The organism is Cytobacillus sp. FSL R7-0680, from assembly GCF_038009245.1.
GTDB lineage: Bacteria > Bacillota > Bacilli > Bacillales > Cytobacillaceae > Cytobacillus > Cytobacillus kochii.
Genome location: NZ_JBBPAO010000001.1, coordinates 3883078 through 3898938, shown reverse-complemented (window position 1 = coordinate 3898938; position 15861 = coordinate 3883078). Strand labels below are relative to the sequence as shown.

Sequence of the window (15861 nt, the reverse complement as noted above, 5' to 3'; positions counted from 1 at the left end):
TGTATGACCTCTCCCTATTGTATAATCTCTTATTAGCAATGATAATCATTATCACTGATAACAATAATCATTATAGATTGATTTAGACAAATCGTCAATACCATTTGCATAATTATTTTGAATTTTTTTAGAAAAATATTCTATAATTGGAAATTAATTATTTTACTGACTGTTTATTTCACCTATCGAAACACTTGCCAAATTTAGATTTTTAACGTTTGCTAAAAAAGAAGCATAAATTAAGATGTTTTAATAAAAGAAGCATAAAAATGAATAAATATGCATTTAAAGTTATGATAATTCCTTATAAAAAGGGGTGATAGTAACCCTTCCTATAAGGAATCTCTTTAAGAAATTTGCGAATTAAAATATACACATATACGGCAACCATCTTGCTCTTGAATAGGAATATCCATATCATAAATTTCTCGCAATGCGACCGAATTAATAATCTCTTCAGTCGGTCCATTCTTTACTACTTTGCCGTCTTTTAATGCGACAATCCGATCGGAATAAACAGAAGCAAAATTAATATCATGCAATACAATGACGACGGTTTTTCCAAGATCGTCAACTAATTTACGGAGAATCTTCATAATTTGGACAGAGTGCTTCATATCCAAGTTATTTAACGGTTCATCAAGTAAGACATAATCGGTATCTTGTGCAATAACCATAGCAATAAAAGCTCGCTGCTTTTGTCCCCCTGATAACTCGTCTAAAAACTTATCTTCCATATCTGAAAGGTTCATATATTCAATTGCCTGATCAACAAATTTCTTATCAGCGTCATTTAATCTACCCTTAGAGTATGGATACCTTCCAAACTCTACAAGATCTCTCACTGTTAACCTGACATTAATGTGATTCGCTTGTTTTAAAATCGATACGCGTTTCGCAAATTCATTGGACTTCCATTTCGTTACATCATTTTGATCAAGCAATACCTCTCCTGTATCTGCTTCTAACAATCTACTAACCATCGATAGAAGTGTAGATTTCCCTGCACCATTTGGTCCGATAAAAGAAGTAATGGTCCCTGGCTCAATTGCGACTGTAACGTCTTCAACAACAGGCTTTTTATTAAAACGCTTCGTTAATCCTTTTATTTCAATCATCCGGCTGACCTACTTTCTTTTAATAATAGATAGATGAAGTAAATACCACCAATAAAGTTAATGATAACACTTAATGTTGTTTTTAATTCAAATACATGCTCAACTAGGAATTGTCCACCGACTAAAGCTATGATACTAATTAAACTAGCACCAAGAATGAGCGTAGAGTGCTTATATGACGAGAGAAATTGATAGGACAGGTTAGCAACAATCAGCCCAAAGAATGTAATTGGCCCAACTAACGCAGTAGAAGTGGCAATCAAGACTGATGATAGAATTAGTACATTCATAACCATACGATCATAGTTAATCCCCAGGTTAATCGCATTTTCACGCCCAAGCGACATAACATCCAATTTATCCATGATGAAATATCCGTATATAAAAGCAAGTAACAATATGCCAAAAGCAATCATTAGTAAATCAGCTTTTACATTTGTAAAACTTGCAAATAACTTGCTTTGTAAACTTAAATATTCAACGGGATCGATCATTACTTGTAAGAATGTCACCAAGCTGCCAAGCAGCGTACCAATAATCATCCCAATTAATAAAAGTAAGTAAATCGGGTGTTTATCTGCTCTGAATAAGAAGCGGTATAACAACAATGCAAAAATGACCATGGCACATATAGCTGCACCAAAATTTAAATATTTGTTTAATACCCATATCGACATCGAACCCGCGAAGAAGTAAATCATCGTCTGAACTACTTCATACATAGAATCGATCCCCATCACAGAAGGTGTTAAGATTCTATTGTTAGTAATTGTTTGGAATACAACTGTAGAATAAGCAATCGCAACTCCGGTAACCACCATAGCTGCCACACGAATCATACGCCTTGGGAAAGCATAATCAAACCCACCTTTTATATCGTAAAAACCATACAGTACTATACAAACGATAGATATGACCGCCAAAACGATTAATTTGGTACTATTTTTTCGCATATGCTCTCCCCCTAAATAACATAATTAAGAAGATGACACTACCGATTACCGCAACTGTTACGTTCACCGGTATCTCATAAGGGTGGATCACAATGCGCCCAATAATATCACAAATTAATAAGAACACAACGCCTAAAAGAGCCGTATGTGGAATCGTTTTTCGGAGATTATCTCCCATATACAGAGACACGATATTAGGTACAATTAAGCCTAAGAACGGAATGACACCGACGGTTAGTACAACAGTCGTAGCAATGATAGCAACAAGGATGAGACCAATATTTAAAACCCACTTATAGCTCAATCCTAAATTTTTCGCAAATTCTTCTCCCATACCTGCAACGGTAAATTTATTAGCATATAAATAAGCCAAAATGAATACTGGGATACTTACATATAAAAGTTCATATCGGCCCGAGATTACTAAAGTAAAACTCCCCATTAACCATGAAGATATATTTTGCAGGATATCAGCTTCATACGCAAAGAAAGTGGTAATAGAAGACAAAATATTCCCGTACATTATTCCAATAAGAGGAACAAATATAACATCTTTAAATTTGATACGATCAAGTATTTGCATAAATACCATCGTACCGACAAGCGCAAAGGCAAAACTAAAAAGAACTTGCTGGGTATACGTTACGTTTGTAAAAAATAGCATGGAAATCATAATACCTAGCTTAGCAGCATCTAACGTTCCCGCGGTTGTCGGAGAAACAAATTTATTCCTGCTCAAACTTTGCATAATCAAACCAGCAATACTCATTCCTGCACCAGCTAAAATAATCGCTATTAATCTAGGTACACGACTAATCAGGAAAATTTGTGTTTCATCAGACTCCCAATCTAGCAAATCCATTGGTTTAATATCAATCGCACCGATAAATAGTGATATAAATGACAGGACTATAGCTGCACAGATTAACATCCATATTCTCATATGTAAACCTCATTATCTGTTTATTCTCATCATGACAACTGAAAATGATTATCAATCTAAGTCCATTTATCATTATATAGTATAAAAAACCCTAAAACAACAGCGAATTCCTCTAGATAGAAAGAAAAGTTAGACAATTTCAATCTAAAAAGGAGAATATATTTTGTGCCATCAAAGTTACTTTTGGCATCTTTAGTACCATTATGTTTTACAAAAGATGGATTGATTGCGGTAAAGGCTCCGGTCTTATGGGGCATGGGGAAGTGTGCACTTTGACTCAGGGGATTCTTATACTTTAGAGGTAGACTTTCGATTTTCTCTTCATGCTTGACCTGATTCCTCACTTTCATTTCGGAGCTAATTCAACCGCTTTTGCAAATCCGAATTGGCTATTTCTCAGCAAAGACGGTTTTACCGTATCCTTGTCATCGACTCACATTTCTTCACGTTTCTATACGCGAAGAATGCAGTAATTGCCTGCTCCCATCCTCAAATCGTACAGCAATACTGATATCGCCGACTTAAACAAAAAAAGCTCTGAACACAATGGTTATTCAGAGCCTAATTTGCTATAACAACTATATTATATACCTCTTAATCGCCATTCCTATTTCACTAATAAGCTGTTTACCAATCATTTGATTAGGTAAATTAGCTGTTAAAACAGCGGCAAGAACATACTTATTTTCATGACAGAAGTAAGCACAATCATGTTGAACACCTTGTAGCGAGCCACTTTTACTTCCGTAACTAATATTTGGATGGCTCTCTTCCTCTAATTCTGCCGTTAATAATGTGAATTGTTGTTTCGCCATTATACTCTCCATGAGCATGTAGCTATCTTTTATCCATCGCCCTTTGTCTTTCATTACTCTTAGCAATTGCACCATATCGTAAGCACTTGTTAGATTATTCACTCCTCTTTCAATCGCTTGAAAGTCCATCATTTTTCTGTTTAAACATGTTTGTTCTAAATTTAAGCTTTTAATCAAACGATTGATTGTATCCATCTCCAAGCGATCAATGATCCAATTTGTTGCACTATTATCAGAGACAATCATCATTAATGTAAGGATATCTTTCCATGTAAAGGAAGGATTGGGAGATAGAGCTGATAAAACCCCTGCCCCTCCAACAGAAAGACCACCCTTTACTTCTTCTTCTAAGTGTAAACGACCTTTTTCCACTTCACGTAATGCTGTTAATAAAATGGGCACTTTTATTAGGCTTGCTGACGAAAACACTTGATGGGAATTGACTGATAAAATACCTTCGTCGGTTTCTATATGTACAGCTGCATCTAGACAATGTTGCTGCAACAACTCATTAACAGCTTGTTTCATTACCTCCAATTTACTCATGATTCCCTCGATGCAGCTGCTTGCTTACCATTCTTACCGTCTTGCAGGTCTTCATTATATAAGTGGCAAGCAACAAAATGTTTATCATCAACCTCTTGCCAAACAGGAGCTTGTGTCGCGCACACTTCCATAGCATGTGGACACCTCGTCCGAAACACACAGCCACTTGGTGGATTGACTGGACTTGGCAACTCTCCTTTTAAAATAATTCGTTCCCGTCTATCTTCTACATCAGGATCAGGTATGGGGATTGCTGATAGTAGTGCTTGTGTATATGGGTGTAAGGGTTTCTGATAAAGGTTTTCACTTGAAGTTAACTCTACTAAATGTCCTAAATACATAACGCCTATTCGGTCACTAATATGCTTAACCATGGACAAATCATGGGCGATAAAAAGGTAGGTTAAGCCTTTTTTCTTTTGTAAATCTTTTAATAGATTCACAACTTGCGCTTGAACAGATACATCTAATGCAGAGATAGGTTCATCAGCAATAATAAATTCTGGATCCAACGAGAGTGCTCTAGCAATACCAATCCTTTGTCTTTGCCCCCCGCTAAATTCATGAGGGTAGCGGTTTGCATGATCCCGATTTAACCCGACATCCTCCAGTAATTGATATACCCGTTCTAGACGTTCTTTTTTATTTTGATAAAGTCCTTGGACTTCCATCGGTTCAGAAATAATCTCTTGTACAGTTGAGCGAGGATTTAATGAAGCATATGGATCTTGGAAAATCATTTGCATTTTGCGATGGAATTGAAATTTTTCTTTTTCATTCATTTCATGAATATTTTTACCATCATATAAAACATCTCCAGCCGTACGATCATATAAGCCAATGATTGTTCTGCCTGCAGTCGATTTACCGCAACCTGACTCGCCTACAATCCCAAAAGTTTCTCCTTTTTTAATGTCAAAAGAAACCCCATCAACAGCTTTTAAAACGCGGTCTTTCCCTAAATGAAAATGCTTCTTTAATTGTTGGACTGATAAAATCGTTTCAGCTTGCATGTGAATCTTCCCCTTTTTTCCAGAAACGCCTTGCTGCCATTAGTTCTTTCTCGTATACCGTCCCAGCGAGTGGGATTATCTCAACATTCTTTCCCGTCTTTGGTGAATGCAGTAATTTACCATCCCCATAATAAATACCGACATGATGCAGCGCTCCTTTACCTTCTTCATAAGCGAAGAATAAAAGATCCCCTCGTTGTAGGGAATCAAGTGAAACTTCTTCTCCTTCAACAGACTGATCATGTGCATCTCTTGGTATGATGACACCATTCGCTTTACACGCAGTATAACTTAATCCAGAGCAATCATAACCGTAGCTACTCATCCCACCCCAAAAATATGGTAAATCAAGAAATTGTTCAGCTGATTCAACCACTTTCTCACCATCTTTCACCGACCAATCGGATCTAGATGAAAAAATCTCAACGTCACTCCGCTGTAAAGCACCTTCTCCGTCAGGTGTTTGTACAGTAACCAACTCACCTTTTTCTGAAATTAATGGTAAGACCGTTAAGTAACTTAGAGTGAGGATTTCATTTGTTTTAGTTAAATTGGCTTTTTTCACAGTGACCACAGCAATCGGTCCTTGCATGACATCCCAGCTTTCACAAGCCGTCATTTGACATTTCGGTACCCAACCAGGGTAACCAACACTATTTTTGGAAGAAGGTTGAGTAGGTACAACCACATGAAACCATTCATTTGTCTCTTCTATCACGACGACTTCTTCACCATATAAAAGTTGTGATTGTACGAGATTGGCATTACATAGTTCTAAAGCTGTCTCGTAATCTAGTGATGCAATCCAAGCATTAAGGTCAGGATTTTGCTTGATACCTTGCTCATCTATTGCTCTAGGAGATTGGGCAGACGTCCATAACGTAGCAACAGGGACATTCGTAATCCATTTATTTACCAAGAGAAACCCCTCCTTTAATATCTACATCTATTATGCCTAACCCCGATTCGTTCGGAAATGTGATCTTTTTGCTTCTATATTGAATACCACCATCAACGATATCTTTCGCCATCATTAAAGGAGCATCAAAGTCAAATCGCGTAATATTTCTTTTACTTGCAGCAAAATGAGCGGCAGCAGTAATACCTACTTTCGTTTCGATCATGCTACCAACCATACATTCTATCCCGCTTGCTTCTGCCAATTGATTGATCATCTGGGCCTGATAAATCCCACCAGCCTTCATCAGCTTAATATTAATGAGATCTGCGCTACGGTTTTTAACGACTTCCAACGCCTGCTTCGGTGTAAAAATACTTTCATCGGCCATGATTAATGTATCAACATGATCCGTTACTTGTTTTAAGCCGTCGATATCCCAAGCTTTCACTGGCTGCTCAACTAACTCAATGCCTAAATCTAAATCTTCCAATTTTCGTATCGCAAAAATGGCTTCCTTCTTGCCCCATCCTTGATTAGCATCTAGTCTTAACTTAATTTTATTACCAATTCTACGGCGTACCTCTTTAATACGCTCGATATCAGTTGCAATACTATCTTTCCCTACCTTGATTTTTAATACATCAAACCCTTGTTGCACATAGTTTACCGCATCTTCCCCCATTTCTTCGGGGCCATTTACACTTACTGTATAATCGGTTTCTATTTCATGCGTATATCCACCTAAAAATTGATAGAGTGGTAGCTTACATAATTGTGATAAACAATCATAAATAGCCATATCGATTGCTGCCTTCGCACTTGCATTACCAACTATTGCCGTTTGAACTATTGAAAGCATTTGTTCATATTGGGAAAAATCCGTATTCATTAGATTCGGAGCCATCACTTCGTTAATAGCCGCTTCAATACTCCCCATCGTATCACCTGTAATGACAGCTGTAGGCGGCGCTTCTCCCCAACCAACAATTCCGTTATCACAAATTATTTTGATAATGACACTATCCGCTGTATTTACTGTGCGCAGCGCGGTTTTAAATGGCTTTATGAGTGGTATAGCTACGCGATGTGTCTCAATTCTTTTGATTTTCATATTTGACATCCACCTTTATAAGACTCCATGTTCAATCGTTAAATCTTGTGTCTCGGCATTAAGCTTTGCAGGTACACCAAGTGGTAAAGAAAAATGCGGTGTACAATGACCAATCATGAAGCCTTTCACAGCTGGCTTTCCGATAAGTTTAAAATAGTAATCTAACACTTCATCTAGTGATAATGATTGTTCTCTTTCAGGCTTACAATTCTTAAAATTCCCAATGACGAACCCTGCTGCTTGTTGGAGCTTCCCAGCCATATATAGTTGATTCAACATGCGGTCAATCGATCTCGGCTCCTCATGAACATCTTCGATTAAGATAATTTTATCCTTCGTATCAATCTCAAATGCAGTTCCTATTGTGCTAGTGAGCAAACACAGATTACCTCCGACAATGTCACCTTCTGCTACTCCTGAAACAATTGTCTCAAGATTCCCTAATGTTTTAGGATATACCCTACCTTCTGGTTCCATTATTTGCTTCATAAAAGTCTTCGATAACGTTTGATCCTCTTGCACTGAGCCGATATCTGAAGCTAGCATCGGTCCATGAAAAGTAACTAACCCCGTCTGTTGTCGAATAGCTGTATGTAGAAAAGTAATATCACTATAGCCCCAAAAAACCTTTGGATTTTCAGCAATCATTTTATAATCAATATCATCAGCAATTCTAGCTGTTCCATAGCCACCTCCTGCACAGATAATGGCTTTGACTTCCTTATCAGCAAACATCATATGTAAATCTTTTAATCTATTCTCATTCGGCCCAGCTAAATAACCGTATTGTTCAAAGAGAGACTGGCCGAGCTTTATTTTCAATCCTAATTCTTTCTCCAAAAAAGCAAATGAACGTTTTAAGTTTTCTTGATTTGGTGGGCTTGCAGGTGCGATTACCCCGACTGTATCCCCCATGCGTAATCTAGCCGGTTTGATGATCATTTCCCCACATCCTTTTCATTGTCATTACTTCAATATATGCGTATGTGTATTCTGTTATTTCATCACTACCTAACATCACAAGCAATCTTTTAAGCGCGATTAGGCAAATCTAGACATCAATCTATTTATTTCTCAGGAAATATTGTCGAAATATAAGAGCTGTTCAGCTATCATTTCTTACTATATGTGAAGAGTGAACCCTCGAAAGGGCTCACCTCACCATTCAAACCTCATATCTTAATAAAATTATTTTTTATCTGCCCACTTCAATTCGATATAGCCAACTGGATGGCGAACAATACCAGTTATATCTTCATTCTGTAAATACACTTGATTGTAGAAGTGAATCGGCATGATCGGCATTTCTTCAAAAAGGATTTTCTCGGCTTCATACATCATTTCAAAACGTTTTTCTTCGTTTGCTTCGTTCTTAGCATCTTTAATCAATTTGTCATATTCTTCATTAGACCAACCTGTACGGTTCATTGAATGTCCTGTTTGGAAATTTTCTAGGAAGTTAATTGGATCAGCATAGTCAGCTAAGAAAGAACTTCTAGAGAATTGGAACTTAAGAGCTGTTTGTTCTTCTGAAAAGACATTCCATTCCATATTCGCCAATTTCACACTAACATCTAAGTTTTCTTTAAGCATTTGTTGGATCGCTTCTGCCATTTTTTTGTGATTCTCACTTGTGCTATAAGTTAACGTGACTTCAGGAAGTGTTTCATATCCTTCTTCTTCCATTCCTTTTGCTAAAAGAGCCTTCGCTTCCTCAAGATTAGTTTCTACCAGATTACCACTAGCTTCACGGAAATCCTTACCTGATGGATCTTTAAACCCTGGGGAAACAAATCCATATGCTGGCTCTTCACCATTTTTTGTAACGTAATCAACAATCTCTTGTTGATTGATTGCCATGACAAACGCCTTACGAATATTCACATTTTGGAATGGTTCCATCGTTACATTAAAACGGTAGAAATAATCTCCCGCCTGTTCGACCATTTGTGCAGAACCATCAGCAAATAATTCTTCGCTCAACTCCGCTGGAACAGCTGATGTATCAAGTTCACCAGTTTTATACATTTGATATTCTGTTGTTTCATCATCCACCATCGCCCAGTGAACCTTATCTAACTTCACATTAGTTGCATCCCAATAGTTCTCATTTTTCTCCATTACAAAGTGGCTATCATGCTGCCATTCTGTTAATTTGAAAGGTCCATTTGAAACATATGAATCAGCTTCTGCGAACCATTCTGGGTTTTCTTCAGCCACTTTTTCATTAATCGGGAAGAACGCCGGATTCGTGATAACGCTTAAGAAGTAAGCTTGTGGACTTGTTAATGTTACTTCAAATGTTTTTTCATCGACAGCCTTTACTTGAACATCATCTGCAGAACCATCGCCGTTATTAAAAGCTTCTCCACCTTCAATGAAATAACCTAAAAACGCGGCAGCCGAACCAGTATCTGGGTTTAGTAGCCTTTTCCACGCATAAACGAAATCGCCCGCTGTTACATCATCGCCATTAGACCATTTCGCATCGTCTCTTAAATGGAATGTATAAACTTTACCATCCTCAGAAACATCCCATTTCTCAGCAATTGCTGGAGCTGGTTGGTGATCTTCTCCTAATCTTGTTAAGCCTTCCATCAAGTTATTCAATGCCGACCAAGAGACACTATCAAAACCGATTGGCGGGTCAAAAGAGGTCGGTTCTTGGGCATTATTCATATACAATACTTTTTCTGCCGCCTCTTCTCCTCCTCCAGTTTCACCATCTGTTTCCTTCCCTGCCTCCTCATTCGCTGTACAAGCAGATAGAACAAGAGCGAAAACTAGTAATAATACAAGTGAGAATAGCTTCTTCATCATATTTCCCCCTTCATCTTTATAAAATTTTATATTTTCAGCTATTTCAGCTGATAAATATTAAGACTGCTTACTTGACCATCATTTTTAATTTTTGCGCCCTTTCATCTTGCAACCAACAATCCACTTTATGTGTATTGGAAAGTTTCTTTTCACGAGGAATGATCTTATCACATACTTCCATAGCAAAATCACATCTTGCTGTAAATGGACAACCAATTGGTGGTGAAAATAAATCAGGGGGTGAACCTAAAATAGGAACCAGTTCCCCGCCAATTAGATCGAGTCTCGGTACAGATTGCAACAACCCTTTCGTATAAGGATGCTGGGGCTGATAAAAAATTTCTCTCCTCGTGCCTTCCTCAACGATTTTACCAGCGTACATAACGGCAATGCGGTCAGCTACTTGGGCGACCACACCTAAATCATGTGTGATCAAAATAATGGATACATCAGTCTTCTTTTGTATTTCTTTAAATAAATCAAGTATTTGCGCTTGGATTGTTACATCCAAAGCTGTTGTTGGTTCATCAGCAATAAGAATTTCAGGCTCACACACCAGGGCGATGGCAATCATCAGCCTTTGTCTCATCCCCCCACTAAATTCATGAGGGTAGTTTTTCATACGCATATCTGCATCAGGAATACCGACAAGATTTAACATATCAAGTGCCCGTTTTCTTGCCTTTTCTTTTGTTGAACCATCATGTTGTATAATGCCTTCTATGAGCTGCTTTCCTACAGTCAATGTCGGGTTTAATGCCGTCATTGGATCTTGGAAAATCATTGAAATATCCTTCCCGCGTACAGTTCTCATTTCTTTTTCAGAAATATTCACGAGGTCTTTATTTTTAAATCGAATCGCACCAGACGCAATCTTTCCTGGTGGTGAGGGGATGAGCCTCATAATACTTTGTGAGGTCACACTTTTCCCACAACCCGACTCGCCAACAATGGCTAATGTTTCTCCCTTATTTAAGTCGAAGGTAACACCTCTTACTGCTTTTACTTCTCCGCCATACGTCTTAAACGTTACATGCAGATCTTCCACTTCAAGTATTTTCTCCATGATTGTTACCTCCTTAACTTAGGATCCAATGCGTCTTGTAAACCGTCACCTAACACATTAAATGAGAACATCGTTAAACTAATAAATAACGCTGGGAAGAATAGTCTCCACCAATCTCCAGTTAATATGGAAGTGAGTGCATCATTAGCCATCGATCCCCAACTAGCTAGTGGGGGTTGAATCCCTAACCCTAAGAAACTAAGAAAGGCTTCAGCGAAAATGGCTGATGGTACTGTTAAAGTCATCTGAACGATTATCGGTCCCATCGTATTCGGAAGTAAGTTTTTACGAATGATTCTCCCCGTTTTCGTACCAAAGGTTTTCGATGCCATTACAAATTCATAGTTTTTCACCTGAAGAACTTGCCCACGGACAATCCTGGCCATTCCTACCCAGCCTGTGATCGACAGGGCAAAAATAATGGTGAATAATCCTGGTCCCATGACCACACTTATTAAAATCACAACTAAAAGATAAGGAAGACCGTATAATACCTCTACAATCCGCATCATTACATTATCTGTGCGTCCACCCTTATAACCGGCAATGCCTCCATAAGCAACACCAATGGCAAAGTCAATAAGTGCTGCAGCAAGACCAACAAATAAGGAAACTTGGGCCCCTTCCCACACTCGAGTAAAGACATCTCTACCTAGTTCATCTGTGCCAAACCAAAATTCTGAAGATGGCGCTAAGTTTTGATTCGCCAGCATTTGTTCCGATCCATTATGAGGGGAAATCAACGGTCCTACAAAAGACATAATGGTTAAAAGAACAAGAAAAACGAGCCCTGACATAGCCAATTTATTCTTCAATAGCCTTTTCCATGCATCTTGCCAATAAGAAAGACTTGGTCTAACTACCGCTTCCGCTTTTCTTTCATCTTTTTCTTTCGGGGAAAACCAATCATCTGGAATATCTGTATATGTATCGTTCGTTTGCTTTTGTATCTCCATCAGTTCCCCTCCTTTTTATGAAGCTTAATTCTAGGGTCTAATATGCCGTAAGCAATGTCGACAAGGAATAACATGACGATTAATATCGAGCTGTAAAACACCGTAGTCCCCATAATGACTGGATAGTCACGCGTATTGATACTCTCAACGAAATACTTCCCCATGCCCGGGATAGCAAATATTTTCTCAATCACAAATGTACCTGTAAGAATACTGGCAGCTAATGTACCTAGCACGGTTACTACCGGTAAAAGCGCATTGCGCAGTGCATGTCTAAAAACGATTGTTACAGGCTTCAAACCTTTCGCTTTCGCTGTGCGAATATAGTCCTGAGTTAACACTTCTAGCATGCTGGATCTTGTAAGCCTAGCAATAATTGCCATCGGTCCAGTCGCAAGCGCTAGAGTCGGTAGCACCATATGCATTGGACTCGACCATGTTGCTACAGGAAAAATTGGAAGGTTAACTGCAAGTTGCTGAATTAGCATGGTTGCCATGACAAAATTCGGAATGGAAATACCTAAAACAGCTACAGTCATGGCTAAATAATCTATAAAGCCATTATGTCTAAGGGCGGCGATCACGCCGAGGGTAATCCCGGATATAACGGCCACTATGAGGGTTACCATCCCTAATTCAAAAGAAACAGGAAAGCCCCGACCGAGCATATCATTAACCGACTGCGCCGGCTTTTTAATCGAAGGTCCAAAATCAAAGGTAACGACAGATTGGATATAAGAAAAATACTGGACATATAGTGGTTCATCTAAATGATAGAATGCTTCTAAGTTCCTTTGAACAGCTTCACTTGTTGCACGTTCATTATTAAATGGCGAACCTGGTATAGCATGCATAAGAAAGAATGTAAGTGTGATGATTACCCATAAGGTGATGACCATCGCCCCGAGTCGTTTTCCAATGTACTTAAGCATAGACACACCTCCTTAGCAATATGATGTTCTCGAAGCTAATTCAGTCATGACAAGCATGGCACGATAAGCCTCTAAGATGTCTTTCGCTTGAAATTGCACCGTTGTTGTTCCCTCTTCCAAATGAGTTCCGGGCATTAATGCTGCCCACTCTGCTTGACCATAATTAGCAAACTCAATTTTAAGGAGCGGCTTATCTGGAGGCACAAGCGGCTTAACTCTTTCTTTATTCTCTATTGCTTGCACTGTCTTTTCTTTCAATAAAATCTCTGCTTTTGCTGGCGTAAGTGACTTCACTGCTGAACGGGTAATCGTTTCTTTCACTACCGCTGTCGTTATATGAGGAATTAAGCTTTCTGCTTCTTTCGCTGCTTGGTCATCACCAGCCACCATGATGACAGGGACACCATAGTATCCAGCTACATATGCATTGAACCCCAACTCACCAACAACAACATCGTTAATAAACATATTTCTCACATTAAAAAACATAGAATGCGACATTACGCCCTTCATGGAAGCGCGGGCATGATATCCGACAAAAATTGCTCCAGCATAAGATTCATCTAAGCCTTCTACCATTGAAAAGGGCTTTACATCCCCAGTAATCAAACTTGTATCTGGATGGAGATATTCAATCATTAAATTATTCATTTTCGAATGACTATCATTCACAAGCACCTCTTCACAACCTTGATTGAAGGCCTCTGTGATTACATAGTTCGCTTCATCAGTCATAATTCTCCGACCACGTTCATAGTTGTTTTTAGCTGAATCTACTTGAGTATAATCAGCAAGCCCTGTAATTCCTTCCATATCGACTGACACATATAATTTCATTTTGTCCCCTCCAGCTTATGATTCTCAGAAAATTGAAAATATTTTACAAATAAATATCATACCTTCATCATTAGAAATCAAAAAAATCCAACGACCAAGGCATAGTGAAATAAACCTTTAGTCGCTGGATTTTATCTGCGATAAACAGAAAAAGCAGCTATTTCATTTTAATTTGGTTATATTTAATAAGTGCATTGCGATACGCTACCATTATGGCTTTCTGCGATGATCCAAAATATCTCGTTTCGATTTCATTTAATAAGAAATCCGACTCCAACAAACTTTGCCCAACGAAAATAGATTGGATGAAAGCTGATGTTAAACCTATGGTTGAAGAGCATTCAGCATCGATAATCTTCCCAGAATCTTTCTCAACCACAAAGGCAATGAAAAAACCATTGTATTGTTGCATGATCGCATTGTTAGAAGAGGTTTTACTCTCTCCAATAATATAGAGGGTATTTGGCGGAAACATTTTTCTTCCTCCTAGCCAGTATGGATATTACAAGAGGTGCTTATGTAAAAACATAAACATTCATTGTAATGCATAAGACCCTTACTTAGAATTGTAAACCATTCGTCCTAGCTTTGACAATCAATTTTCAATATTTTTCGTAATATTTTTTTAATTTTGTCTTATTTATGTTAGATTATATAACATATGAAAGCGCCTTGTCTAGCAGGACTTTCCCCTCTACACTGCGCTCTCCGCCACCTTGAGCGAAAGTTTGGTTGCCTCCACCCTTACCTTTTATCTCAAGGAGTAACTTGCTACAAATTTCCTTCATGCTAAAGTCTACTTGTGTTCCACTTGCACAAATACATTGAAGCTTGTCTTCCGTTTCATTAATAAACACAATAAGATTATTCTCTTTCTCTGCTGTCATCCATTTGGCCATCCATTGCAATTCACTGATTGAACGATTAAGAAAAACCTTACCGACAACCAAGCAGTTATCGTTTGTCTTTGCTGTAGTCATTAATTGACGTGCTTCAAATTGCAAAAGTTGTTCTCCATTTACCTCTAATTGCTTTTGCAAGCTTTTCATATCCACTAAAAGCTTTTTAATTGTTTGTGCTACATCTTCCTCAGGTGCACTTAATAACTTGGTTGCTTCATTCAAAACTTTATTTTTTTGATGCAATTGCTGCAATACCCTTGCACCACAAACAAAGTAAATTCGCGTTTTCTTTTTATGTCTCTCTGTTCCGAGAATTTTAATCGCACTTACTTCACCAGTTGAAGAAGGGTGTGTACCACCACATCCATTATAGTCAAATGATGGAATAATCACTAAACGAATATGATGAGAGACCGTTGTTTCTTTTCGAAGTGGATACTTGTAAAGATCCTCTTTCTCTACCCATACTGTCTCTATTTCTCTATTTTCAAGAATGATTTGATTCGCTACATTTTCCACCCTTTCGAGTTCTTCATCCGTTACGTCTTCAATGTCTAAATCTATTGAAACAATTTCTTTGCCTAAATGAAAGCTAATCGTTTGATATTGAAACGTTTCAGCAAAGGCAGCTGAAAGAATATGCTGACCAGCATGCTGCTGCATATGATCAAAGCGACGGTCCCAGTTAATTTTACCATCGACTTTCTCCCCTTCGTCTAACAACTGCGCCAAATAATGCCTAATCTCACCCTCCTTTTCTTCAACATTCACTACCTCTACACCATTTAGCCATCCCTTATCAGCAGGTTGTCCACCACCGGTCGGGTAAAACGCAGTTTCTTCTAATACGACGTAGCTGCCTTCTGTATCTTTACCTACCTTAGAGATATTTGATGTAAATGTTTGTGTATAAGCATCATTATAAAATAGCTTTTTTGTGAAATTCAT

At 38.2% G+C, this 15861-nt stretch carries 15 protein-coding genes; all 15 read right to left on the bottom strand.

Annotated features, from left to right (window positions below; all coding sequences use genetic code 11):
- Positions 1–347 precede the first annotated feature (347 nt).
- Complete coding sequence (locus tag MKY26_RS19530; protein WP_095370863.1) at positions 348–1118, bottom strand: iron ABC transporter ATP-binding protein; 771 nt, start codon at positions 1116–1118, stop codon at positions 348–350.
- On the bottom strand, positions 1115–2071 hold the full coding sequence (locus tag MKY26_RS19525) for an iron chelate uptake ABC transporter family permease subunit (RefSeq protein ID WP_224938162.1): 957 nt from the start codon (positions 2069–2071) through the stop codon (positions 1115–1117). The genes MKY26_RS19530 and MKY26_RS19525 overlap by 4 nt, the downstream gene beginning before the upstream one ends.
- On the bottom strand, positions 2058–3014 hold the full coding sequence (locus tag MKY26_RS19520) for an ABC transporter permease (protein ID WP_095370865.1): 957 nt from the start codon (positions 3012–3014) through the stop codon (positions 2058–2060). Before MKY26_RS19520 ends, MKY26_RS19525 begins: the two co-directional genes overlap by 14 nt.
- A 578-nt stretch (positions 3015–3592) precedes the next feature.
- The gene (locus MKY26_RS19515) at positions 3593–4375 is read right to left on the bottom strand and encodes a serine hydrolase (protein ID WP_328198961.1); all 783 of its coding nucleotides are present in this window, start codon (positions 4373–4375) and stop codon (positions 3593–3595) included.
- Positions 4372–5388: an ABC transporter ATP-binding protein gene (locus tag MKY26_RS19510; protein WP_251162953.1), complete on the bottom strand. Its 1017-nt coding sequence runs from the start codon at positions 5386–5388 to the stop codon at positions 4372–4374. The genes MKY26_RS19515 and MKY26_RS19510 overlap by 4 nt, the downstream gene beginning before the upstream one ends.
- Positions 5378–6307: a C40 family peptidase gene (locus MKY26_RS19505; RefSeq protein ID WP_341098396.1), complete on the bottom strand. Its 930-nt coding sequence runs from the start codon at positions 6305–6307 to the stop codon at positions 5378–5380. The genes MKY26_RS19510 and MKY26_RS19505 overlap by 11 nt, the downstream gene beginning before the upstream one ends.
- Positions 6297–7400 (bottom strand): dipeptide epimerase, encoded by a 1104-nt coding sequence (locus tag MKY26_RS19500; RefSeq protein WP_341098393.1) that lies wholly within the window; start codon positions 7398–7400, stop codon positions 6297–6299. The genes MKY26_RS19505 and MKY26_RS19500 overlap by 11 nt, the downstream gene beginning before the upstream one ends.
- A gap of 15 nt (positions 7401–7415) precedes the next feature.
- Positions 7416–8342 carry a S66 peptidase family protein gene (locus MKY26_RS19495; protein WP_328198959.1) on the bottom strand — a complete coding sequence of 309 codons (927 nt, stop codon included), beginning with the start codon at positions 8340–8342 and terminating at the stop codon, positions 7416–7418.
- Positions 8343–8588: 246 nt separating this feature from the next.
- Positions 8589–10217 (bottom strand): peptide ABC transporter substrate-binding protein, encoded by a 1629-nt coding sequence (locus MKY26_RS19490; RefSeq protein ID WP_340977501.1) that lies wholly within the window; start codon positions 10215–10217, stop codon positions 8589–8591.
- A 70-nt stretch (positions 10218–10287) separates the two neighbouring features.
- Positions 10288–11286, bottom strand: coding sequence for an ABC transporter ATP-binding protein (locus tag MKY26_RS19485; protein WP_095370872.1), 999 nt, complete (start codon positions 11284–11286; stop codon positions 10288–10290).
- Positions 11287–11291: 5 nt separating this feature from the next.
- On the bottom strand, positions 11292–12242 hold the full coding sequence (locus MKY26_RS19480) for an ABC transporter permease (protein ID WP_095370873.1): 951 nt from the start codon (positions 12240–12242) through the stop codon (positions 11292–11294).
- Positions 12242–13174 carry an ABC transporter permease gene (locus MKY26_RS19475; RefSeq protein ID WP_095370874.1) on the bottom strand — a complete coding sequence of 311 codons (933 nt, stop codon included), beginning with the start codon at positions 13172–13174 and terminating at the stop codon, positions 12242–12244. The genes MKY26_RS19480 and MKY26_RS19475 overlap by 1 nt, the downstream gene beginning before the upstream one ends.
- A 12-nt stretch (positions 13175–13186) precedes the next feature.
- Positions 13187–14011 carry a M55 family metallopeptidase gene (locus MKY26_RS19470; RefSeq protein WP_095370875.1) on the bottom strand — a complete coding sequence of 275 codons (825 nt, stop codon included), beginning with the start codon at positions 14009–14011 and terminating at the stop codon, positions 13187–13189.
- Positions 14012–14168: 157 nt separating this feature from the next.
- The gene (locus MKY26_RS19465) at positions 14169–14486 is read right to left on the bottom strand and encodes a DUF3870 domain-containing protein (RefSeq protein ID WP_095370876.1); all 318 of its coding nucleotides are present in this window, start codon (positions 14484–14486) and stop codon (positions 14169–14171) included.
- A 175-nt stretch (positions 14487–14661) separates the two neighbouring features.
- The gene (locus MKY26_RS19460) at positions 14662–15861 is read right to left on the bottom strand and encodes an alanyl-tRNA editing protein (RefSeq protein WP_341098389.1); all 1200 of its coding nucleotides are present in this window, start codon (positions 15859–15861) and stop codon (positions 14662–14664) included.

What these genes read in the sequence shown, in the direction of transcription:
- MKY26_RS19520 (WP_095370865.1), bottom strand. Translation starts at nt 3,014, where the DNA reads ATGAGAATATGGATGTTAATCTGTGCAGCTATAGTCCTGTCATTTATA.
- MKY26_RS19510 (WP_251162953.1), bottom strand. Translation starts at nt 5,388, where the DNA reads ATGCAAGCTGAAACGATTTTATCAGTCCAACAATTAAAGAAGCATTTT.
- MKY26_RS19530 (WP_095370863.1), bottom strand. Translation starts at nt 1,118, where the DNA reads ATGATTGAAATAAAAGGATTAACGAAGCGTTTTAATAAAAAGCCTGTT.
- MKY26_RS19465 (WP_095370876.1), bottom strand. Translation starts at nt 14,486, where the DNA reads ATGTTTCCGCCAAATACCCTCTATATTATTGGAGAGAGTAAAACCTCT.
- MKY26_RS19480 (WP_095370873.1), bottom strand. Translation starts at nt 12,242, where the DNA reads ATGGAGATACAAAAGCAAACGAACGATACATATACAGATATTCCAGAT.
- MKY26_RS19500 (WP_341098393.1), bottom strand. Translation starts at nt 7,400, where the DNA reads ATGAAAATCAAAAGAATTGAGACACATCGCGTAGCTATACCACTCATA.
- MKY26_RS19475 (WP_095370874.1), bottom strand. Translation starts at nt 13,174, where the DNA reads ATGCTTAAGTACATTGGAAAACGACTCGGGGCGATGGTCATCACCTTA.
- MKY26_RS19495 (WP_328198959.1), bottom strand. Translation starts at nt 8,342, where the DNA reads ATGATCATCAAACCGGCTAGATTACGCATGGGGGATACAGTCGGGGTA.
- MKY26_RS19525 (WP_224938162.1), bottom strand. Translation starts at nt 2,071, where the DNA reads ATGCGAAAAAATAGTACCAAATTAATCGTTTTGGCGGTCATATCTATC.
- MKY26_RS19515 (WP_328198961.1), bottom strand. Translation starts at nt 4,375, where the DNA reads ATGAGTAAATTGGAGGTAATGAAACAAGCTGTTAATGAGTTGTTGCAG.
- MKY26_RS19460 (WP_341098389.1), bottom strand. Translation starts at nt 15,861, where the DNA reads ATGAATTTCACAAAAAAGCTATTTTATAATGATGCTTATACACAAACA.
- MKY26_RS19490 (WP_340977501.1), bottom strand. Translation starts at nt 10,217, where the DNA reads ATGAAGAAGCTATTCTCACTTGTATTATTACTAGTTTTCGCTCTTGTT.
- MKY26_RS19485 (WP_095370872.1), bottom strand. Translation starts at nt 11,286, where the DNA reads ATGGAGAAAATACTTGAAGTGGAAGATCTGCATGTAACGTTTAAGACG.
- MKY26_RS19470 (WP_095370875.1), bottom strand. Translation starts at nt 14,011, where the DNA reads ATGAAATTATATGTGTCAGTCGATATGGAAGGAATTACAGGGCTTGCT.